Raw genomic sequence first — 22,150 nt, 5'->3', positions numbered from 1 at the left:
GATGCACCACAAAATGCACCGGAGAGCGGGGAATCTCTCCGGTGAAAAAACAAACACGGAAAAGTTTAATACTAAAAGGACAATACAAGGAGAGGGGTATTCGTCACCGGCACCTCAGGCAGAGGTGCCGGTCATCATAATTACTGCTGTTCTGATTGCTCAGTTGCAACTGGATTATCTAACACCTGATGCTCTTGAGGAGCGGCACTGCCAATGCTGATACGCTGTGGTTGCAGTGCTTCTGGTACCTGGCGCAACAGATCAATGTGCAGCAGGCCATTTTCAAATTGAGCATTATCAACATTCAGATGCTCTGCCAAAGTAAAGGTCAATGAGAACTCTTTACGCACCAGACCTTGATGCAGGTATTCAACCTGTTTTTCAGCCGGTGTTGGCTTACCGCGCACAGTCAAACGCGGGCCTTCTACTTCAATATCCAGTTCGCTCTGTTTAAAACCGGCCAATGCCAGTGAGATGCGATAGTGGTTATCGTCAGTTTTCTCAATATTATAGGGAGGGAACCCCTGAGAATCCTGACCGCCCTGCATTGAACTGGCTAATTTATCAAAACCAATCCACTGACGAAGTAAAGGTGACAAATCATAATTACGCATATATATAACTCCTTCTTTGAAGCGAGATAATAGAAAGCCGATCAGTCCCCGATTACGGCAGACTTGGCTCAGTTATGAATAATGTGAATTAGTCACATTATTGAAAAACTATTTACTAAACCTATTATTTAATTTCAATACGACGTGGTTTTAAACTTTCTGGTACTAAACGCTCCAGATCGATATACAACAAACCATTGACTAAATTGGCACCTTTAATTTTAATGTGCTCAGCCAACTGGAATTTACGTTCAAAGTTGCGCTCAGCGATACCTTGATATAAATAAGTTCGTTGCGCTGGTTCATTGGCATGAGAACCGCGAACAATCAACAGGTTATCCTGAGTGACAATTTCCAGTTCTTGTTCTGCAAAGCCTGCTACCGCGATCGCGATGCGATAGTTATTTTCATCGACCAATTCGACGTTATAAGGAGGATAACCGCCATTACTTTGATTCTGGCCGGACTCTAATAGATTAAATAACCGGTCGAAACCGATAGCTGAACGATACAGTGGTGCAAGCTCGGAATTACGCATAAAAACTGCCTCCTAAATATATTAGCAAGGATGTTGTCATATTTTGTATTAAGCCTTCCACTCTGGACAGGCTGTTGGTCTGAATACCCTGTCGGCGTATTCTCTCTGACCTGATAATAAAATGAGGTCGACAATCTTCTTTTCAAGAGCAAAATCAAAAAAAATTTCACAAGAAAAATCTTAATAAGAAGTTTATTAATCTCATTATTCGATAAATGCGCTGTTATAACTTACACTTAGATAAAGTTACGTCACAAGACTGAATCTTTCACCATAGGAACTGTCTGTAAGGTGGTGTAAAAATCATGTCAAAACCTGGCATTAATAGTGGGTTGAACCTTGTAACCTGTAACTCCCCGGTATGATGAGAGCTGAAAAAAACAATGAAAAATACAGTTATCCCTTTTGTTACCGGCTGTTCGCTGCTTTTGTCCGGCGGCTGTTCCAGTATTATGACGCACACCAGTAGCAGTCAGGGTTATTACTCCGGTACTGAAGCCAATGTGGCGATGCTCAAAGATGATAATACCGGTTGGGCGCTGCGGCCCCTGCTCGCAGTAGATTTGCCGTTCTCAGCGGTGATGGACACTCTGCTTCTGCCCTATGATTACATGCGATCTGGCAACGAAGATAAAATGGCCAGCTCCCCACGCGAGCGCATCCATCAGTCCGAAGCGCAGAATCAGTCAGCAGCTCACCCCGCCGGCACGCCCGTACAATGATTTAGCCTACATTGACGGTAAAGATTTGCGCCAATCCGTCAATTTCCCGCATAAAAGCAACTTTAGTGCCATCGGGCGAAAATACCACCGCGTCAGTCATGGGTGCAACAGCACTCCGCGCGGTCAATCGCCGCAACTGACCGGTTGTACTATCACACTGCATCACACTGTTATCACACACAAATGCCAGGCTGTGCCCTTGTGGATGCCAACTGAATGCCGACTGAATCCCCCCCTCCGTAAATGTCAGTTGTCGTGGTTCACCACCATTGGGTGAAACCAGCCACAACTGCACCCCCCCCTCATCATCTTTCATTAAACAAGCAATGGCACTGCCATCGGGTGAGGTTCGCAGCCAATGCCGTGGGCTGATCGCCAGCCCTGGGAAACGCCGCTCAGCCGTAAAGGTTAACCGCCGTTGCCTGACACCTGCGGGTGGAGCTGGCATGGTGGTTTGAGTTCCCTCTAATGGCTCTTCGCCCGCACGAGCATAATCCCGGTCATGCTCTGGTAAATCAGCAATAAAGATTTCCGGAATTTTTTCGCCCTGCGCCGAAAGCGTGTCACCAATAAATGCCAATGCCCAGCGCTGGCGAGTACCGTCCGTTTTCAGATAACCCTGCGAGCCAATCCAACCCTCTTCATAAGCGCGGTTTATTTGGTCACTACCCGCCAGGGGCGTGGGGGTAGTTCGAGTCACTAACACACAGAAATGGCTGCCATCATATTCACGCGGGTGTTGCTTAGGTGGATTGACTCCATGCAAAGGCAAGGCCACGCCCACGTTGCGGCAATCCAGAGCAGGGTCTTGCTCGTGTAGCACATGGTCGTTGTAGGTAAAACTCAGGCGGCTGCCGTCAGGGCTGAAAACATGCACATGGCTGCCTCCGCGCAGCGCGCCAGGAGTAAAGGGGGGCGTGATATCCATGGCATCCAATGTGACCGCCAGTTCTCTGTCCGGCTCAGTGACAATTACCCCTCGCCGGTGATGGAAATCATAATGCCAGTGACTATCCGGATGTTCCGGGCCATGAATAAACACATAGCGCGCTGGCATATCAGGGCTAACGGTCACCACGCCAACATGCGCGCCATGCTGAGCGCGATAAATAACCTCAATCTCACCGGTTATGCAATTAACCCGCTCAATGGTTAAGCCACTAAACGTACTGCCATTAGGGCGTACATCATATGCCAGCCATTGGCTATCCGGCGTCCAAACGTTGATATTGGTGAGCTGATGACCTCGAGGATCAAAGGTGAGTTGCTGTTCCGGTGTGGAATCGCATTTTTGCATGTTCATGCTATCAACTCTTTTATGTTAGGTTGCAAATAACGTTTTTTTGCTAAATCTGTATGTCATTATGGCATACAGATTGTCTGAGGGCTGCCCGCAGTTTGTTGCAAGCAATCTATTGAAAAATAAAAATATAAAGGAACCGATATGAACACCTTATTCGATGCTATCAAAGAGGCCCACCAGACATTACGCCCACAGGTGAGGGTGACACCACTGGAATATAGTCCATTGCTGTCCCAACACAGTGGTTGTGACATCTATCTCAAATGTGAGCATCTACAGCACACCGGTTCTTTTAAATTTCGCGGAGCCAGTAACAAGCTGCGTTTATTAACTGACCAGCAACGCCAACGCGGCGTGATCACCGCGTCTACCGGTAATCACGGGCAAGCCATGGCGCTGGCAGGAAAATTGGCCGGGGTGAAGGCCACCATTTACGCACCAGAGCAGGCAGCAGCAATCAAATTAGAAGCCATTCGCGCACTGGGCGGGGATGTGGTTCTGATTCCTGGTGATGCATTAAATGCAGAACTGGCGGCGGATAGTGCCGCACAGCAACAGGGTAAAATCTATATCTCCCCTTATAACGACAGGCAGATTATTGCCGGACAAGGGACTTGTGGTATGGAAATGGTTGAACAACAGCCCGATCTGGATGCGGTATTTGTGGCAGTCGGCGGCGGTGGATTGATTTCCGGTATTGCCACGGTGCTGAAGAAACTCTCAGATAAAACTCAGATTATTGGGTGTTGGCCAGCCAACGCCACCAGTATGTATACCAGCCTGGAAAACGGCCAAATTCAAGAAGTGGCGGAGCAAGAAACACTATCTGATGGTACCGCCGGTGGCGTAGAACCGGGAGCAATAACCTTCGCACTTTGCCAGCAATTAATTGACCAGAAAGTGCTGGTGAGTGAACAGGAAATCAAAGATGCCATGCGGCTCATTGCCCGCACTGACCGCTGGATGATTGAAGGTGCCGCCGGTGTAGCCCTGGCGGCAGCACTAAAGCTGGCACCGCGCTGGCAAGGCAAAAAGGTAGCCGTAGTGCTGTGCGGCAAGAATATTGTGCTGGAAAAATACCTGGGAGCGGTCAGCGCATGATTATTCTGAATAAGCAACAGATTCTCGACAAGTTCGATGCTGATACCGTCACGTTACTGCTTAAAGCAGGGTTTATCGCGTTTAGCCAAAAACAGGTACAAATGCCACCGGTGCAGCATTTGCTGTTTGAACAAGCTGAGGGGGATTGTTGTATTAAAAGTGGCTATTTGCAGGGCGATAGCCAATTTGTAGTGAAGGTCTCAAGCGGTTTTTATCATAACCCAGCTCAAGGACTGGCCAGTAATCAGGGGTTAATGATGGCGTTTTCTGCCCAGACCGGTGAACCTCAGGCGCTATTACTCGATGAGGGCTGGCTAACCGCCCTGCGCACCGCATTGGCCGGGCGCATTGTGGCCGAACTGTGTGCGCCACAACATATCCGCGCCATCGGCATCGTCGGCACAGGTATGCAAGCGCGGTTGCAACTGATGTACCTGAAAAGCGTGATTTCGTGTCGCCAGCTATGGGTATGGGGCCGCAGTGAAACCGCATTAGAAGAGTACCGCCAATACGCACAGACAGAGGGTTTTGAAGTCAATACCACCTTGGATGCTGCGGAGTTAGGCCGTCACTGCCAGTTTATTGTCACCACCACCCCTAGCCGAGAGGCTATTTTGCACGCTGCTGATATCCAGCCTGGGACACACATTACCGCCGTCGGAGCTGATGGCGCAGGTAAACATGAACTGGCCCCGGAGCTGGTGGCAAAAGCTGACAAAATTTTGGTAGATTCATGGGCGCAATGCACTGAATTTGGTGAAATTTCATCCGCATTTCAACAGCGGCTATTAGCACATCACACTATAATCGAGATGGGTACAGTTTTAGCTCAGGGCGTGCCTTTCAGAGATAATGATCAGCAGATTACCTTAGCGGATTTAACCGGATTAGGGATTCAGGATGTGCAAATAGTGAAAGGAATTCTGGAATAACCTGATTGATATTACGCCAGGGCTGATGAAAAAACGTAGAGCATGCATGATCGCGAAAATATCAGGAGAAAGCACAATGAAAATAGCTGCATTCGATATTGGCGGAACTTCGCTGAAAATGGGCATTGTTTCATCCGAAGGAAAAATTCTGGTACAGGATAAAGCGGCGATACAGAATAGTGATGGTGACCAAATACTGGCCGAAATACTACGCTGGCTCGACCTGCAACACGGTTACGAAGGCATTGCCATCAGCGTCCCTGGGTACGTCAATCCATTCACTGGTTTGATTACCAATGGCGGGTCAATTCGCAGATTTGATCACTTTAATCTGAAGATTTGGCTAGAACAGCAGTGTAACTTACCTGTAAGCATCGAAAATGATGCTAATTGTGCATTACTGGCAGAAAAATGGCTGGGTAAAGCGCGTCAGCTAAATGACTTTCTCTGTTTGACCATCGGCACCGGTATTGGCGGTGGAATTTTCTCTAATGGCAACCTGGTTCGTGGCGGACATTTCCGCGCTGGTGAATTTGGTTATATGTTTAGCTCACGGCCTGGAGCGGAACGCCCTGGCAGCTATACAATGAACGAAACCTCTACCTTACTGGTATTACGTAAACGTTATGCCGAAAAAATAAATCGCCCGGTTGAATCAGTCACTGGCGAAGAGATATTCAGTGGCTATGATAATGGCTGCCCCATTTGCCGACGTCTGGTAGATGCTTTTTATAATGACATTTGTGCCGGTATATATAACCTGGTTTATCTTTTTGATCCGACAAACATTTTTATTGGCGGCGGAATTACCGAAAGAGAGACATTCCTCGATGAATTAAATAGCCAGCTGAATTGGTTTGATATCAAAGATACTGTTATTGATACGACAACTCATAAGAATAACTCAGGAATATTAGGCGCTGTGTATCATTTTCATCAAACTCACCAAGTCCCATAATATTGACTAGTCACCATTAAGAATATTGGTTTACAGATCGGAATAACCATCATAAAAGGCCCACAATATGGGCCTTAAATTGGCTGTTACAGCGAAACTGGCCACCGTCAAAACTCAGAGCACATACTTCTCAATAGCCATTGCCACACCATCTTCACTATTGGTACCGGTCACAAACTGCGCTATCTCTTTCAGTTCAGGGATAGCATTGCCCATCGCAACACCGACACCGGCGTAATTAACCATTGCGATATCATTACCCTGATCGCCCAGAGCCATAATATTTTCCTGTGGGATACCTAAATGCTCAGCCAACATTTTCACTCCAGTCCCCTTATCGACCCGTTTACTCAAAATTTCCAGGTAAAACGGGGCGCTTTTCATGATAGTGAAACGCTCAAAAGCTTCCGCTGGCATCATCGCTAAGGCGCGATCCAGCTTTTCTGGCTCATCAATCATCATTACTTTCGGGAAACGCAAGGTGGGATCCATCTCTTCTACCGCACGGTATTTCAATGGAATACCAGTCAGCATCACCTCATGCAGGGTGTATTTGCTAATGTCTTTGTTAGCGGTATATAAAGTATCAAAATCAAAAGCCTGGAAACTGACCCCCATTTCTCGCGCCAAAGCTTCGAAATAAAGATAATCCTCGAAACTGAGGGTTTCCTGCAAAATACACTCACCCGTAGCCGCTTTTTGTACTAACGCGCCGTTATTGCTGATGCAATAATCGCCACTATTTTCCATATTCAGTTCGCGTAAATAACGCTGGACCCCGATATAAGGCCGCCCCGTAGCCAATACCACGCAGACCCCTTTCTCCCGGGCAGCATCAATAGCCTGTTTTACCCGTGGGGTGATTTCATGTTGCGTATTCAGCAACGTGCCGTCCATATCGATAGCAATTAATTCAATAGCCATAGGTCCTCACATTTTTATAGCGAATAGCTAATGCTAACGCGATTCAGCGCTCAAATGCTAGTAAGTCCGTTTACTGCACAAATGCTATCCGCCGTTATCAGACAAAAAAAAGCCCAGTAGCAGTTTCCCGCACTGGGCTTTTCAATCTAATCAATAAGTTATCTGATCAATTAGATATCGATATTTGCTGCTCGCAACGCATTCTCTTCGATAAAGGCACGACGAGGTTCAACCGCATCACCCATCAGAGTGGTAAATAGCTGGTCTGCTGCAATGGCATCTTTCACCATCACCCGCAGCATACGGCGGCTGGTTGGGTCCATAGTGGTTTCCCACAGTTGCTCTGGGTTCATTTCACCCAAACCTTTATAGCGCTGGATAGCCAGGCCACGACGTGACTCTTTAACTAACCAATCCAGTGCTTCTTCGAAGCTGGAAACCGGCACTCGACGCTCGCCACGTTCAACAAAAGCACCTTCTTCGATTAAGCCGCGCAACTTGTCGCCCAACAGACAGATCTTGCGATACTCACCACCGTGGATGAAATCGAAGTCCAGATCATAATCGGTATCAACCCCGTGAGTACGAATACGCAATACCGGTTCGAACAGCTGACGTTCACGGTTTTCGCGCACCACTGAACTGTAGCTGCTGCCATGCTGTTCTTTCTCATTTAGCATGACCACCAGCGAATCAATCCATTGCGTTACCACCTCTTTATCGCTCAAATCCTCTTCTTTCAAGGTTGGCTGATAAATCAGGTTATTCAGTAAAGCACGCGGATAACGACGTTCCATACGAGCGATAGTTTTCTGGACGCTATAGTGCTCGGCAACCAGTTTCTCCAGATGCTCACCCACCAGTGGTGGAGCATCTGGATTGATATGCAGAGCCGCGCCATCCAGTGCCAGAGTCATCTGATACTGCTCCATCGCGTCATCATCTTTGATGTATTGTTCTTGTTTACCTTTTTTCACTTTATACAGTGGCGGCTGAGCGATAAACACATGACCACGCTCAATAATTTCCGGCATCTGACGATAGAAGAAGGTCAACAATAACGTACGGATGTGAGAACCATCCACGTCGGCATCGGTCATGATAATGATATTGTGGTAACGCAATTTGTCCGGGTTATATTCATCCCGTCCAATACCACAACCCAATGCGGTAATCAGTGTTGCCACTTCCTGAGAAGAAAGCATTTTGTCAAAGCGCGCTTTCTCGACGTTCAGAATTTTACCTTTCAGCGGCAAAATGGCCTGATTTTTACGGTTACGGCCTTGTTTAGCAGAGCCGCCCGCAGAGTCCCCTTCCACTAAGTAGAGTTCGGACAATGCTGGGTCACGTTCCTGACAGTCAGCCAGTTTGCCTGGTAAGCCAGCCAAATCCAGCGCACCTTTACGGCGTGTCATTTCACGAGCTTTACGTGCAGCTTCACGAGCACGGGCCGCATCAATAATCTTGCCAACCACGATTTTGGCGTCGGTTGGGTTTTCCAGCAAATACTCAACCAGCTTCTCGTTCATCAGCGTTTCGACCGCAGTTTTTACCTCAGAAGAAACCAGTTTATCTTTGGTCTGTGAGGAGAATTTAGGGTCTGGCACTTTCACGGAAACCACAGCAATCAAGCCTTCACGGGCATCATCACCGGTCGCACTGATTTTCGCTTTTTTACTGTAACCTTCTTTATCCATATAGCTGTTCAGGGTGCGAGTCATCGCCGTACGGAACCCGACTAAGTGAGTCCCCCCATCGCGCTGTGGAATGTTGTTGGTAAAACAATAAATATTTTCCTGGAAACCGTCGTTCCACTGCAATGCCACTTCCACGCCGATATCATCTTTCACGGTGGAGAAATAGAACACTTTCGGGTGGATCGGGTTTTTATTTTTGTTCAGATACTCAACGAACGCTTTGATACCGCCTTCATAATGGAAGTGGTCTTCTTTGTCGTTACGTTTGTCTCTCAGTTTGATGGAAACCCCGGAGTTCAGGAACGACAGCTCACGCAGACGTTTTGCCAGGATTTCATATTGGAATTCGGTGTTATTGGTGAACGTCTGGAAGCTCGGCCAGAAACGCACGGTTGTCCCGGTTTGATCGGTTTCGCCCACCACTTTCAATGGTGCCTGTGGCACACCCATCTTGTAAGTTTGCTCGTGAACTTTACCTTCACGGCGAATCACCAGCTCCAGTTTTTCAGACAGGGCGTTAACAACGGATACACCTACGCCGTGCAAGCCACCGGAAACTTTGTACGAGTTATCGTCAAATTTACCGCCAGCATGCAACACAGTCATGATGACCTCTGCGGCTGATACCCCTTCCTCGTCATGCATACCGGTTGGGATACCACGGCCATCATCCTGTACGGAAACAGAGTTATCCGAATGGATGGTGACGATAATCTCTTTACAGTGGCCAGCGAGGGCTTCGTCGATAGCGTTGTCCACAACCTCGAATACCATGTGGTGCAGACCGGTACCGTCATCAGTATCACCGATATACATGCCCGGACGCTTACGAACCGCATCCAGCCCTTTTAATACCTTGATACTTGAGGAGTCATAAGTATTCGACATCAACGTTTCTCGCTCATTTTTAATCCTGTGGTTGAACCTCTATTTTGCCATGTTCCACGCGGAACATCTTGCCCTTTTCGCCTACCATGTCAGCCACTTGTTCAGCACTCACTGCGCTGACAAAAACCTGTGCCTGGGTAGCTTTTAAACGCTCGGCCAATAAACGACGACGGCCGGTGTCTAATTCGGAAGCAAAATCGTCAAGCAGATACAGGCAACGCCGCCCGCTCTGTCGGGTGAGAAACTCACCCTGCGCTAACCGCAGTGCACACATCAGCAACTTTAGCTGACCACGCGATAGCAAATCTTCTACCGGCGTACCATCGGCCCGAATGCGAAAATCCGCTTTATGTGGCCCGACAGCGGTATAAGTTAGCGCTCTGTCACGCTCAAACTGGCGTTCCAGCAACTCACCATAGTCACTCTCTTTATCCCAGCCGCGCTGGAAAGAGAAACTCAGGGCGAACTCTGGCAGGAACAGGGCACATGTGGCTGAAATATCTGCCGCAATTGCGTCACTGTATGCCGCCCGCCACTCACTAATGCGCTCAGCCAGCGGGATAATTTCCTGATCCCAGGCCCGGATTTGCGCATAGCGACTCACCTGGCGCAGCGCGGCGTTGCGCTGCTTAAGTAATCTTTTCAGATTGCTCCAGGCCATAAAAAAACCGGGTTCATTATGAAAGCAACCCCAGTCTAAAAAGGCACGCCGAAATTTTGGCCCGCCATTCAATAAAGTAAACCCTTCAGGGGTAATCAGTTGCATCGGCAGCAGTTGCGCCAATTCAGCCACTTTATGACCATCAGTGCCATCAATGCGCACTTTGGTATCACCTTGCCGGCTTTTACTCAGCCCTACAGATGATTCACGCTCATTCGCATCAACTCGACCATGCAACACAAATTCGGCACATTCGTGACGAATCACGCGGCCTGCCTGCAAACTACGAAAAGCGCGGCCATGACCCAGGGTATAAATCGCCTCCAACACACTGGTTTTGCCACTACCGTTGGGGCCGACTAAAAAATTAAACCCCGACGCCAGTGCCAAGTCTGCCGATTCGATATTGCGAAAATCTTTAATTAATAAACGCGTTAGAGCCATGCTTACAGACGCATAGGCATGACAACATAAGCCGCAGCCTGGCTGGCACCATCTTCAATCTGCACACTGGAAACCGAGTCGGTGAGTAATAATTTCACCTCTTCGCACTTGAGCGCATTCAGCACATCAAGCACATAGCTGACGTTGAAACCGATCTCCATTTCCGCTCCCTCGTAGCTAACATCGAGGATCTCTTCTGCTTCTTCTTGTTCAGGGTTGTTAGCGGTAATTTTAAGCTGATTGTGACTTACATAGAGCCGCACGCCACGAAACTTCTCATTAGATAGGATTGCCGCACGAGCAAAAGCCTGTTTCAACAAATCACAACTCGCTTCCAATGTTTTGTCCGGATTCTTCGGTAATACGCGACGATAATCCGGGAAGCGCCCATCAACCAGCTTGGAGGTGAAAATAAAATCACCCACATGTGCACGGATATTGTTGCTACCAATTTGCAGGCGCAACGGCGTATCACCGCCATCCAGTAGCCTGACCAACTCCATCACGCCTTTACGCGGCACGATCACCGAATGTGACGGTAATGTCTGACCGATGGGCATAGCACAAACGGCCAGACGATGGCCGTCAGTTGCGACAGTGCGCAACTCTTCGCCTTCAGTTTCAAACAGCATACCGTTCAAGTAGTAGCGCACATCCTGATGAGCCATCGAGAACTGAGTGGACTCAATCAGACGCTTCAATGTGGCTTGCGGTAAGGTGAATTCGACTTCACTTTGCCAATCATCCAAATTCGGGAAATCTGCTGCGGGTAGCGTAGACAGCGAGAAGCGACTGCGGCCAGAACGCACCAGCAGACGGTCACCATCGAGTGCGACGGTAATTTCTGCGCCTTCCGGCAAACCACGCCAGATATCAAAAAACTTCCGGGCAGGTACAGTGGTCGCACCCTGCTCGTGGGGATGAGACAGCGCCACGCGCGCAACCATCTCCATTTCCAGATCGGTACCGGTCAGCAACAAAGAGCCTTCCGTGACTTGTAGCAACAAGTTACCCAAGATTGGCAACGTAGGACGTCCACCCAGCGGGCTACTGACCTGTTGCAGCGGTTTTAGCAGATGCTCACGTTCAATGATAAATTTCATAGCGCTAGGAGGATAATGTTCTGATTAAGTTAGAGAAATCTTCTTTGATGTCGTGACTCTCTTCACGCAATTGTTCAATCTTGCGGCAAGCATGCAACACCGTGGTATGGTCGCGGCCACCAAACGCATCGCCGATTTCAGGCAGGCTGTGGTTGGTTAGCTCTTTCGCCAATGCCATCGCCATTTGGCGTGGACGGGCTACCGAACGGGAACGCCGTTTGGAGAGCAGGTCTGCGACCTTAATTTTATAATATTCTGCGACCGTCTTTTGAATATTATCGATAGTAACCAGCTTTTCCTGCAATGCCAGTAAGTCACGCAGAGCTTCGCGAACAAAATCAATGGTGATGGCTCGCCCGGTAAAATTGGCATTTGCGATCACTCGATTCAATGCCCCTTCCAGCTCACGAACGTTGGAACGCAGACGCTTGGCAATAAAGAACGCGACCTCACCCGGCAAGCGAATATCGTTTTCATCCGCTTTCTTCATCAAAATCGCAACGCGGGTTTCCAGTTCCGGCGGCTCAATCGCCACCGTCAGGCCCCAGCCAAAGCGCGATTTCAAACGATCCTCTACCCCATTGATCTCTTTTGGATAGCGATCTGAGGTCAGAATGATTTGCTGATTACCTTCCAGCAAGGCATTAAAGGTGTGGAAAAATTCTTCCTGGGAACGCTCTTTATTGGCAAAGAACTGAATATCATCGATTAATAATGCATCAACCGAGCGATAATAGCGTTTAAACTCTTCTATCGCATTGTTCTGCAAGGCTTTGACCATATCTTGCACAAAACGCTCTGAATGCATGTAAACCACTTTGGCATTGGCTTTACGGGCCATGATGCCATTTCCCACAGCATGTAACAGGTGAGTTTTACCTAAACCTGTACCGCCATAAAGGAATAACGGGTTATACGCACCACCTGGGTTATCTGCAACCTGGCGTGCCGCAGCACGGGCCAATTGGTTCGATTTACCTTCAACGAAGTTATCAAATGTGTGCTTAGGGTTCACATTCGAACGGTAAGAAAGTTCAGGTTGAGCAGGCGAACTATCCCAGCTCGGGCGCACAGGTGCACTGCGGGTAACCGGAGCAACAGGCGCACTAACGCTGGCTGTAACTGGATGACTGTGTGCTCTCACCGCAGGTTTACTCCCTACTTCAAAACGCAGTAAGGGAACCTCGCTGCCACAGAAATCATTAAGCAAGCCATTGATATTGTTTAAGTACTTATCACGGACCCAGTCCAGTACAAAACGATTAGGTGCGTAAAGCGCCAGAGTATTGTCACTCAGTTCCGCCTGTAGGGGGCGTATCCACATACTAAATTCTGTGGCAGGTAACTCATCCTGCAATCGGGCAAGACACTGCTGCCAAAGCGAAAGTGACACGGCGGACTCCACTCGAACAAGATCAATAAAAGAAAGAAATCAGGATTTTTTGTAACTCATCGTTTTTGACACACGCCAATATGGCCTGTAGCAAGCCAAAGTGACATGCGAACCGTTTTTCGGTTGTTTTTACGACTAACATCCCCCCACGATCTCGGAGTAATGATCCCAGAGTAGTGGATGTGATCGGAATGGCGGATCATAGCGCAAAAGGAGCAATAGATCCTCCCCTTCCTCACAGATTAGATCCTTTTTATCCACAGGCCATAACTTCTGCTGGGAGTGTAACCTGGCGCACAGCTTTTCGTGCCCTTCAACAGCCACGATCTGGGGATATTTCAGAATTTACTGGTATCACCAGCCCTTTTCCAGTCGCTGATCCCTATTAATCTACCCAGGATCACACCGCGATCCTTGCGATTTATCAGGGAGTCCGTATAATCCTCAGCCCTACGTGTGATGCCTGTTCTCTTAATGACCTCGGTCAAAAAGAAAGCAGCGGTGAACACGGACAGGCTCTTGGTAAACTCCCGGTACAGAAAACTTCTGTGCGGGCGAGCGCAATGTCAATTGACTCAGGACTGTACAATTATTACAATCCCGCTTCTTTATATGTTGCGATTGAGGCGTCGGTGTCTTCACTCCGAGCAGCCAAACGCGTTTACTGAATCAGTAATTATTTTAAGTTTAGGTAGAAATCGCTATGAAACGCACTTTCCAACCGTCCGTATTGAAGCGCAACCGTAGCCACGGTTTCCGTGCTCGTATGGCCACCAAAAATGGTCGTCAAGTTCTGGCTCGCCGTCGTGCGAAAAGCCGTTCTCGTCTGACTGTTTCTAAGTAATAAAAGCTAACCATCTAAGTGGTTAAGCTCGCATTTCCTAGGGAGTTACGTTTGTTAACTCCCAGTCATTTCACTTTTGTCTTCCAGCAGCCACAACGGGCTGGCACGCCGCAAATCACCATCCTCGGCCGCCTGAACGAGCTGGGGCATCCTCGCATCGGTCTTACCGTCGCCAAAAAACATGTCAAACGTGCTCATGAACGTAATCGGATCAAGCGATTAGCTCGCGAAAGCTTCCGGTTGCATCAGCATACGTTACCGTCTATGGATTTTGTCGTTTTGGTGAAAAAGGGTGTGGCTGACCTCGACAACCGTGCGTTGACGGAAGCTTTGGAAAAATTATGGCGTCGCCACTGTCGCCAGGCTCCCGCATCCTGATCGGGCTAATCAGGGGCTATCAGCTTGTGATTAGTCCGCTGTTGGGGCCGCGTTGTCGTTTCCATCCGACATGCTCTCATTACGGAATTGAGGCATTAAGCCGGTTTGGTATGATAAAAGGCAGTTGGTTAACACTGAAACGCGTATTAAAATGCCACCCTTTGAACCCAGGTGGCGATGATCCCGTGCCGCCGAAACCCGACGATAACAGAGAACACTAACGATGGATTCGCAACGCAATCTTCTACTCATCGCTCTGCTGTTCGTGTCTTTCATGATCTGGCAAGCCTGGCAAGTGGACAACAATCCACAACCAGCCGCTCAGACCACGCAACAGACTGCGAATACTGCTACCGGTGATAAAGCAAGCCAGGCCGTGCCAGGCAGTGGTCAGGGTCAACTGATTACTGTAAAAACTGATGTGCTGTCTCTGACCATTAATACCCGTGGCGGTGACATCGAGCAGGCTAACCTGCTGGCTTACCCGGATGCTCTGGGTTCAGATAAAACTTTCGAATTACTGGAAACCACCCCTGCGTTCATTTATCAGGCGCAAAGTGGCCTGACAGGTAAAAGCGGCCCGGACAATCCAGCAAACGGCGAGCGCCCACTTTTCGAAGTGCCTCAAACCAGCTTTGTATTAGCTGATGGCCAGGACGAACTGCGTATTCCATTGACCTTCACCGGCAAAGATGGCTCCGTTTTCACCAAGACTTTTGTGCTGAAACGTAATGACTACGCCATCGGTGTGGATTATCACGTTAAAAACGCCTCTGCTGCCCCGCTGGAGCTGACGCTGTTTGGTCAGTTAAAGCAAAGCATCAACTTGCCTAAACACCGTGATACCGGCAGCAATAACTTTGCGCTGCATACTTATCGTGGTGCGGCTTACTCTTCTGATGAAACTAAATATAAAAAATATAGCTTTAGTGATATCGAAGATAAGAGCCTGGACATCACCACCAAAGGCGGTTGGGTTGCGATGTTGCAGCAGTATTTTGCAACCGCGTGGATCCCAGCAGCTAACGAAACCAACACCTTTTACTCCGCTGACTTGGGTAACGGTTTAGCAGCCATCGGCTTTAAAGGTGCGCCGGTCGTTATTCAGCCAGGTGAGCAGAAACAACTGGGTGCTACCTTGTGGGTTGGCCCAGAAATTCAGGACAAAATGGCCGCTATCGCGCCACATCTTGACCTGACTGTTGACTATGGTTGGTTATGGTTTATCTCTCAGCCGCTGTTCAAACTGTTGAAATTCATTCACAGCTTTGTCGGTAACTGGGGCTTCTCCATCATCGTTATTACCTTTATCGTGCGTGGTATCATGTACCCGCTGACTAAAGCGCAATACACCTCGATGGCGAAAATGCGTTTGCTACAGCCTAAACTGGCTGCCATGCGTGAGCGTATCGGTGACGATAAGCAGCGTATGAGTCAGGAAATGATGGCGTTGTACAAAGCTGAGAAGGTTAATCCGCTGGGTGGCTGCTTACCGCTGGTCATTCAGATGCCAATCTTCCTGGCGTTGTACTACATGTTGATGAGTTCCGTTGAATTGCGCCATGCGCCATTCATCTTGTGGATTCATGACTTGTCAGCGCAAGACCCGTACTACATTCTGCCAATTCTGATGGGTATCACCATGTACTTCATTCAGAAGATGTCACCGACTACCGTGACTGACCCGATGCAGCAGAAAATCATGACCTTCATGCCAGTTATCTTCACAGTGTTCTTCCTGTGGTTCCCGGCCGGTCTGGTTCTGTACTATATCGTCAGTAACCTGGTGACCATCCTGCAACAGCAGTTGATCTATCGTGGTCTGGAAAAACGTGGTTTACACAGCCGCGATAAGAAAAAATAATCCACAACGATAGTCATAAGTATTAAAGGGCGGTCAATATGACCGCCTTATTCTTTTAAAGAGAGGCATAACCATGAGCACCACTGATACTATCGTGGCACAAGCAACACCTCCAGGCCGTGGTGGCGTTGGTATTTTACGTGTTTCAGGTCGTGCTGCCGCCACGGTTGCGCAAGCAGTTTTGGGTAAATTGCCCAAACCACGCTATGCCGATTATCTGCCGTTTAAAGATGTCGATGGCAGCACTTTAGACCAAGGTATCGCGCTCTACTTTCCCGGCCCAAATTCTTTCACTGGCGAAGACGTGCTGGAGCTGCAAGGTCATGGCGGCCCCGTTATATTGGATTTACTATTAAAACGCATTCTGGCCCTGCCAGGGCTGCGTATTGCACGCCCAGGAGAGTTCTCTGAGCGCGCATTCTTAAATGACAAACTGGATCTGGCACAAGCAGAAGCTATTGCTGATCTCATTGACGCCAGCTCAGAGCAGGCAGCACGCTCGGCAGTAAATTCATTACAGGGCGCATTTTCAGTCCGTATCCATCAATTGGTGGAAGCACTCACTCACTTGCGAATCTACGTCGAAGCTGCGATTGACTTCCCAGATGAAGAAATTGATTTCCTGTCTGATGGCAAAATTGAAGGTCAGTTGAATGGCGTGATGGCAGATTTAGAACAAGTGCGCACTGAAGCCCGACAAGGCAGTTTGCTGCGCGAAGGGATGAAAGTGGTCATTGCCGGCCGACCGAATGCTGGAAAATCAAGTTTACTCAATGCATTAGCGGGCCGTGAAGCCGCAATTGTCACCGATATTGCTGGCACCACTCGTGATGTGTTGCGAGAACATATTCATATCGATGGGATGCCATTGCATATAATTGATACAGCAGGCCTACGGGAAGCCAGTGACGAAGTTGAGCGCATTGGTATCGAACGTGCGTGGCACGAGATTGAACAAGCTGATCGGGTGCTATTTATGGTTGATGGCACCACCACCGACGCCACTGAACCGGCGGCTATCTGGCCAGAGTTTATGGCGCGCTTGCCAGCTACTCTGCCGATCACCGTGGTACGCAATAAAGCTGACATTACAGGTGAAACCTTAGGTCTGACCGAAGTAAATGGTCACTCACTAATTCGCCTGTCAGCCCGAACCGGTGAAGGTATTGACCTGCTGCGCAACCATCTCAAACAGAGTATGGGCTTTACCAGCAATACCGAAGGCGGTTTCCTGGCCCGCCGCCGCCATTTGCAAGCGCTGGAAACAGCCGCACAGCATCTGGCACAAGGCCACGAACAGTTAGTAAGCGCTTACGCCGGCGAGTTGTTGGCGGAAGAATTACGTTTAGCACAACAGTCATTGAGCGAAATTACCGGTGAATTTAGCTCTGATGACTTACTGGGGCGGATTTTCTCCAGTTTCTGTATTGGAAAATGAGTGTGATGCCATAGAAGCATTTTGATAAGCTTGCTCTATGAGTCTGAACCGTCCATCAATCTGAACACGGCTCAAACACTTAACTATATCTATAAACCTGAGGTTTCCATGATTATAAAACCACGTGTACGCGGCTTTATCTGTGTGACTGCTCATCCGGCGGGCTGTGAAGCTAACGTCAAAAAGCAAATCGATTATGTCACCGCAGAAGGCCCAATCGCTAACGGCCCAAAAAGAGTATTAGTGATTGGTGCGTCAACTGGGTACGGGCTGGCAGCCCGCATTACAGCAGCATTTGGTTGTGGTGCCGATACACTGGGTGTGTTCTTTGAACGTCCGGGTGAAGAAGGCAAACCAGGCACCTCTGGTTGGTACAACAGCGCCGCATTCCATAAATTTGCCGAGCAAAAAGGCCTGTACGCGAAAAGTATCAATGGTGATGCTTTTTCCGATGAGATTAAACGTCTGACGATTGAAGCTATCAAGCAAGATTTGGGTCAGGTTGATCAAGTCATCTACAGCCTGGCTTCACCGCGCCGTACTCACCCGAAAACTGGCGAAGTGTTTAACTCCACACTGAAGCCAATTGGGCATGAAGTTAAGTTCCGTGGCCTTGATACTGATAAAGAAGTTATCAAAGAAGCGGTGCTGCAACCGGCAACTCAAGAAGAGATCGACAACACTGTCGCAGTAATGGGTGGCGAAGACTGGCAGATGTGGATTGATGCGCTGCTGGAAGCTGGCGTGTTGGCCGAAGGCGCACAAACCACGGCGTTCACCTATCTGGGCGAAAAGATCACCCATGATATCTATTGGAACGGCTCTATTGGCGCGGCCAAGAAGGACTTGGATCAAAAAGTTCTGGCAATCCGCGATAGCTTGTCTGCCCATGGCGGCGGCGATGCGCGTGTTTCAGTATTGAAAGCGGTTGTCACTCAGGCCAGCTCTGCCATTCCAATGATGCCACTGTATCTGTCACTGTTATTCAAAGTGATGAAAGAGAAAGGCACTCATGAGGGTTGCATCGAGCAGGTTTATTCACTGTATAAAGATAGTCTGTGTGGTAACACACCACATATGGACCAGGAAGGTCGTCTGCGTGCAGATTACAAAGAACTGGCTCCTGAAGTTCAAAATCAGGTACAGCAGTTGTGGGATCAGGTGACCAACGACAATATTTATCAGTTAACCGATTTCACCGGCTATAAAACCGAGTTCTTAAATCTGTTCGGTTTCGCTATCGATGGTGTGGACTATGAAGCCGATGTTAACCCTGTAGTGAAGATTCCTAATTTAATTCAGGGCTAAACTCAGGTTTATACCGAAACAGCCCGCTGTGTATTATGCAGCGGGTTGTTAATCTACTCATCGCGTGCCCCTCGTTATTCCATCTGGATATACCCTCTTTTTATCCTATATATAGATAATGGATAAGCTAAGTCTATATTCTTCGTTTACGGAGAACCCAATAGTCTGCAACCTTGTGAATAAATTCCTCTTTAGCGTCTGAATTAATATTTATTCCACAGGGAAATGATGATGAAAATGCGTTCGCTGGCAATAGCCTTATCTGGTTTACTTATTTTAACTTCACTGAATGCTCATAGTGATGAGAAGAAAGTCATTAAGTTAGGGTTTAATCCTGGCCCTTATAAAGAGCAATTTGAGAAAGGCGTGGCACCCTATCTCATCAAGAAAGGCTACAGCGTCGAATATAAAGACTTCAATGATGGGATTCAGGTCAATAACGCCGTCAGTACCGGTGAGATTGATGGCAACATCATGCAGCATCCCATTTATCTGCAAGCGATAAATGAGCGATTACGAATTGATAATACAGGGATTATTCAGGTTCCAACCCCGCCAATGGGCCTCTATTCTAATCAGCATAAAAAAGAAGATAAGCCCAAAGACGGTGCATGGATTTCAGTCCCAAATCAGCCATCAAACGAATACCGGGCAGCGCTGTTGCTGCAATCTATTGGCTGGATAAAACTGAAAGAAAAAATTGATCCGGCCACCTTCTCGCAAAGAGATATTGCAGAAAACCCTTATCATTTGGTCATCAAAGAAATGGATAACGCTCAACAAGTCAGAGCATTACCTGATGTCGATTACGGTGCTATCCAAGGCAATTTTGCGGTTTCTAATGGAATAAAACTGACTTCTGCCCTGCAACTTGAAAAACCCACCACTCAATTTGTTAATGTGGTGACCGTTGCCGGTAAAAATAAAGATGCCGAGTTTGCCAAAGATATTATTGCAGGGTATCACTCTCCTGAATTCAAAAAATATATTCTGGAAAACGAGAAGTACACAGGCTATATGCTGCCTGATTATCTAAACTAATGGAATAACAGATGATTGAGCTTCAGCATATTTCTAAAACCTTTGAACGTAAAGGTATCAAACTACAGGCACTTAATGATGTTAATTTAACCGTCGAGGATGGCGATATATTTGGCATCATCGGCTACAGTGGTGCTGGGAAAAGTACCTTATTACGGATGGTCAATTCGCTGGAAAGCCCAACGGCCGGAAATGTCATTATTGATGGCAAAAACCTGCATGATTTCAGCCAAGAGCAACTCCGGTTATTGAAAAAAAATATTGGCATGATATTCCAGAATTTTAATTTACTGGAATCAAAGACCGTTTTTAAAAACGTCGCGATGCCACTTATTTTATTAGGGAAAAACAAAAAATTCATTCAGGAACGTGTCGCTGAACTGTTGGATTTTGTCGGGCTGGGGGATAAAAGTCACAGTTTTCCTAACGAATTATCAGGCGGGCAGAAGCAACGGGTCGGTATTGCCCGTGCGCTGGCAACTAATCCATCTATTCTGCTGTGTGATGAGGCCACCTCATCGCTAGACCCTCAAACTACTGCTCAGATCTTGTTATTACTGAAGAAGATAAATCAGCAATACAATATTACGGTTTTGCTGATTACTCATGAAATGTCAGTTATTCAAAAAATCTGCAATAAGGTGGCGGTCATGGAAAACGGTCAAATTATTGAGCAAGGTTCAGTATTGACGGTGTTTGGTCATCCAACTCATCCTACAACCATTAACTTTGTACGTACCGTCATCAAAGATAGCTTACCCGATAGCGTGAAAAAGCTATTGGATAATAGCCATACCGGCCGTCAATTCCGTTTGGCATTTGTCGGAGCGATAGCCACCCAACCGGTAATCAACCAGCTAATTAGGAAATACGATATTGGCGTCAATATTTTGTTTGCCAATATGTCAGAAATACAAGATACCACATTGGGCCATATGGTGCTGTTATTAACCGGCGAGAATCACACCATTGATGGTGCTGTTAATTATCTGGCAGGAACAGGAATTGATATACAGGAAATAAATTGATGATCGAAACCGCAATTACGTTAGACCAATTCGTCCAGGCGCTACACGACACCTTGGTTATGGTCAGTATTTCATTGGTGATCGGTTCCCTTATTGGTATTCCTTTAGGCATTTTACTGGTAGTGACCCGGCCGGGCGGATTAATTAAGAACCGCACTTTTTATAATATTCTTAATCCCATCATCAATATCATCCGATCACTGCCTTTTATTATTTTGATGGTGGCGATTATCCCGCTCACCCGCCTTATTGTGAACACCACCATAGGAACACCGGGGGCAATTGTGCCGCTGATTATTTTTATCGCGCCCTATATTGGTCGCTTGGTAGAAAACTCACTGCTGGATGTTAATCCCGGTATTTTGGAAGCGGCGAAATCGATGGGAGCCACCCCATTACAAGCTATTTGGTATTTTTTACTGCCCGAAGCACTCTCATCTTTAATATTGGCGTTAACCACGGCTACTATTGGTTTGATTGGAGCCACGGCGATGGCAGGTACCGTAGGCGGTGGTGGGATTGGTGATTTAGCCATTACTTATGGTTATCAGCGCTTTGATACTTTCGTCACTGTGACCACGGCTATTGTATTGATTATCACCGTGCAGTTAATCCAATCACTGGGAAATTTATTTGCCAGTAAAATTCGCCGTGAGTCATAAATAAAACTGAGGTTAATGATAAAACCATTGGCAAGCCAGGTGTGTGAAGGGGCGACTGCTCCTAGGGGCGCTCCGGTCGCTTACGCGACTACGACCCCAACGGAACATTTCCCCTTCAATCGACTTAGCCAGCAGTCTTAACCCCTTCTGATATTCAAAAGGGGTTAAGTTTTTTGGCATAACAGCAATATATACCCTAAATAATTCGAGTTGCAGGAAGGCGGCAAGCGAGATAATCCCGATGAGCTTACATAAGTAAGTGATTCGGGTTATTGAGCGTAGCCAACACACATGCAGCTTGAAGTATGA

At 47.7% G+C, this 22,150-nt stretch carries 21 protein-coding genes; 13 read left to right on the top strand and 8 right to left on the bottom strand.

Annotation, left to right across the window (positions count from 1 at the left end; genetic code table 11):
- Positions 1–140: 140 nt before the first annotated feature.
- Both ibpB and ibpA read right to left on the bottom strand, forming a co-directional pair.
- Positions 141–614 (bottom strand): small heat shock chaperone IbpB, encoded by a 474-nt coding sequence (gene ibpB / locus HU019_RS03700; RefSeq protein WP_005161076.1) that lies wholly within the window; start codon positions 612–614, stop codon positions 141–143.
- 124 nt (positions 615–738) lie between these two features.
- Positions 739–1,152, bottom strand: a complete 414-nt coding sequence (gene ibpA / locus HU019_RS03695) for a small heat shock chaperone IbpA (protein WP_046694351.1) — start codon at positions 1,150–1,152, stop codon at positions 739–741.
- A 383-nt stretch (positions 1,153–1,535) separates the two neighbouring features.
- Here ibpA and HU019_RS03690 point away from each other — a divergent pair, with 383 nt between their 5' ends.
- A complete protein-coding gene (locus HU019_RS03690) occupies positions 1,536–1,874 on the top strand; it encodes a YceK/YidQ family lipoprotein (RefSeq protein ID WP_174848289.1) in 339 nt (112 codons plus the stop codon).
- A gap of 1 nt (position 1,875) precedes the next feature.
- Here HU019_RS03690 and HU019_RS03685 read toward each other — a convergent pair whose 3' ends face one another.
- Positions 1,876–3,177: a DUF3748 domain-containing protein gene (locus tag HU019_RS03685; protein ID WP_174848288.1), complete on the bottom strand. Its 1,302-nt coding sequence runs from the start codon at positions 3,175–3,177 to the stop codon at positions 1,876–1,878.
- Positions 3,178–3,318: 141 nt separating this feature from the next.
- Here HU019_RS03685 and HU019_RS03680 point away from each other — a divergent pair, with 141 nt between their 5' ends.
- The 3 genes from HU019_RS03680 to HU019_RS03670 all read left to right on the top strand — a co-directional run bounded on the left by HU019_RS03680 (position 3,319) and on the right by HU019_RS03670 (position 6,168).
- The gene (locus tag HU019_RS03680; RefSeq protein ID WP_174848287.1) at positions 3,319–4,278 is read left to right on the top strand and encodes a threonine/serine dehydratase; all 960 of its coding nucleotides are present in this window, start codon (positions 3,319–3,321) and stop codon (positions 4,276–4,278) included.
- Positions 4,275–5,210: an ornithine cyclodeaminase family protein gene (locus tag HU019_RS03675; RefSeq protein WP_174848286.1), complete on the top strand. Its 936-nt coding sequence runs from the start codon at positions 4,275–4,277 to the stop codon at positions 5,208–5,210. Before HU019_RS03680 ends, HU019_RS03675 begins: the two co-directional genes overlap by 4 nt.
- Before the next feature lie 76 nt (positions 5,211–5,286).
- A complete protein-coding gene (locus HU019_RS03670) occupies positions 5,287–6,168 on the top strand; it encodes an ROK family protein (protein ID WP_174848285.1) in 882 nt (293 codons plus the stop codon).
- A gap of 114 nt (positions 6,169–6,282) precedes the next feature.
- Here the strand turns inward: HU019_RS03670 and yidA are convergent, their stop codons facing one another.
- The 5 genes from yidA to dnaA all read right to left on the bottom strand — a co-directional run bounded on the left by yidA (position 6,283) and on the right by dnaA (position 13,278).
- Positions 6,283–7,092, bottom strand: a complete 810-nt coding sequence (gene yidA, locus HU019_RS03665) for a sugar-phosphatase (RefSeq protein ID WP_174848284.1) — start codon at positions 7,090–7,092, stop codon at positions 6,283–6,285.
- Positions 7,093–7,262: 170 nt separating this feature from the next.
- Positions 7,263–9,677, bottom strand: coding sequence for a DNA topoisomerase (ATP-hydrolyzing) subunit B (gene gyrB / locus HU019_RS03660; protein WP_174848283.1), 2,415 nt, complete (start codon positions 9,675–9,677; stop codon positions 7,263–7,265).
- A 19-nt stretch (positions 9,678–9,696) separates the two neighbouring features.
- Positions 9,697–10,782, bottom strand: coding sequence for a DNA replication/repair protein RecF (gene recF, locus HU019_RS03655; RefSeq protein WP_019081463.1), 1,086 nt, complete (start codon positions 10,780–10,782; stop codon positions 9,697–9,699).
- A 2-nt stretch (positions 10,783–10,784) separates the two neighbouring features.
- Complete coding sequence (gene dnaN / locus HU019_RS03650; RefSeq protein ID WP_050078746.1) at positions 10,785–11,885, bottom strand: DNA polymerase III subunit beta; 1,101 nt, start codon at positions 11,883–11,885, stop codon at positions 10,785–10,787.
- A 4-nt stretch (positions 11,886–11,889) separates the two neighbouring features.
- Positions 11,890–13,278 carry a chromosomal replication initiator protein DnaA gene (gene dnaA / locus HU019_RS03645; protein WP_005161100.1) on the bottom strand — a complete coding sequence of 463 codons (1,389 nt, stop codon included), beginning with the start codon at positions 13,276–13,278 and terminating at the stop codon, positions 11,890–11,892.
- A 703-nt stretch (positions 13,279–13,981) separates the two neighbouring features.
- Here dnaA and rpmH point away from each other — a divergent pair.
- From rpmH to HU019_RS03600, 9 genes are all read left to right on the top strand, one after another.
- Complete coding sequence (gene rpmH, locus HU019_RS03640) at positions 13,982–14,122, top strand: 50S ribosomal protein L34 (protein WP_002220736.1); 141 nt, start codon at positions 13,982–13,984, stop codon at positions 14,120–14,122.
- Between the two features lie 18 nt (positions 14,123–14,140).
- Complete coding sequence (gene rnpA / locus HU019_RS03635; RefSeq protein ID WP_005161101.1) at positions 14,141–14,500, top strand: ribonuclease P protein component; 360 nt, start codon at positions 14,141–14,143, stop codon at positions 14,498–14,500.
- Positions 14,464–14,721: a membrane protein insertion efficiency factor YidD gene (yidD, locus tag HU019_RS03630; RefSeq protein ID WP_005161103.1), complete on the top strand. Its 258-nt coding sequence runs from the start codon at positions 14,464–14,466 to the stop codon at positions 14,719–14,721. The genes rnpA and yidD overlap by 37 nt, the downstream gene beginning before the upstream one ends.
- Before the next feature lie 2 nt (positions 14,722–14,723).
- Positions 14,724–16,364, top strand: a complete 1,641-nt coding sequence (gene yidC, locus HU019_RS03625) for a membrane protein insertase YidC (RefSeq protein ID WP_174848282.1) — start codon at positions 14,724–14,726, stop codon at positions 16,362–16,364.
- Between the two features lie 73 nt (positions 16,365–16,437).
- Positions 16,438–17,802, top strand: a complete 1,365-nt coding sequence (gene mnmE, locus HU019_RS03620; protein ID WP_005175133.1) for a tRNA uridine-5-carboxymethylaminomethyl(34) synthesis GTPase MnmE — start codon at positions 16,438–16,440, stop codon at positions 17,800–17,802.
- A gap of 108 nt (positions 17,803–17,910) precedes the next feature.
- Entirely contained in the window at positions 17,911–19,110 is a 1,200-nt protein-coding gene (gene fabV, locus HU019_RS03615; protein ID WP_174848281.1) for an enoyl-ACP reductase FabV, read from the top strand.
- A gap of 231 nt (positions 19,111–19,341) precedes the next feature.
- A complete protein-coding gene (locus tag HU019_RS03610) occupies positions 19,342–20,151 on the top strand; it encodes a MetQ/NlpA family ABC transporter substrate-binding protein (protein ID WP_174848280.1) in 810 nt (269 codons plus the stop codon).
- Positions 20,152–20,162: 11 nt separating this feature from the next.
- Positions 20,163–21,179, top strand: a complete 1,017-nt coding sequence (locus tag HU019_RS03605) for a methionine ABC transporter ATP-binding protein (RefSeq protein ID WP_174848279.1) — start codon at positions 20,163–20,165, stop codon at positions 21,177–21,179.
- Positions 21,179–21,841 carry a methionine ABC transporter permease gene (locus HU019_RS03600; protein ID WP_019084191.1) on the top strand — a complete coding sequence of 221 codons (663 nt, stop codon included), beginning with the start codon at positions 21,179–21,181 and terminating at the stop codon, positions 21,839–21,841. Before HU019_RS03605 ends, HU019_RS03600 begins: the two co-directional genes overlap by 1 nt.
- Positions 21,842–22,150 lie beyond the last annotated feature (309 nt).

The organism is Yersinia artesiana (assembly GCF_902726545.1).
Taxonomy (GTDB): domain Bacteria; phylum Pseudomonadota; class Gammaproteobacteria; order Enterobacterales; family Enterobacteriaceae; genus Yersinia; species Yersinia artesiana.
The sequence above is the reverse complement of the archived record's forward strand: the minus strand, read 5'-3'. Positions and strand labels throughout refer to the sequence as shown.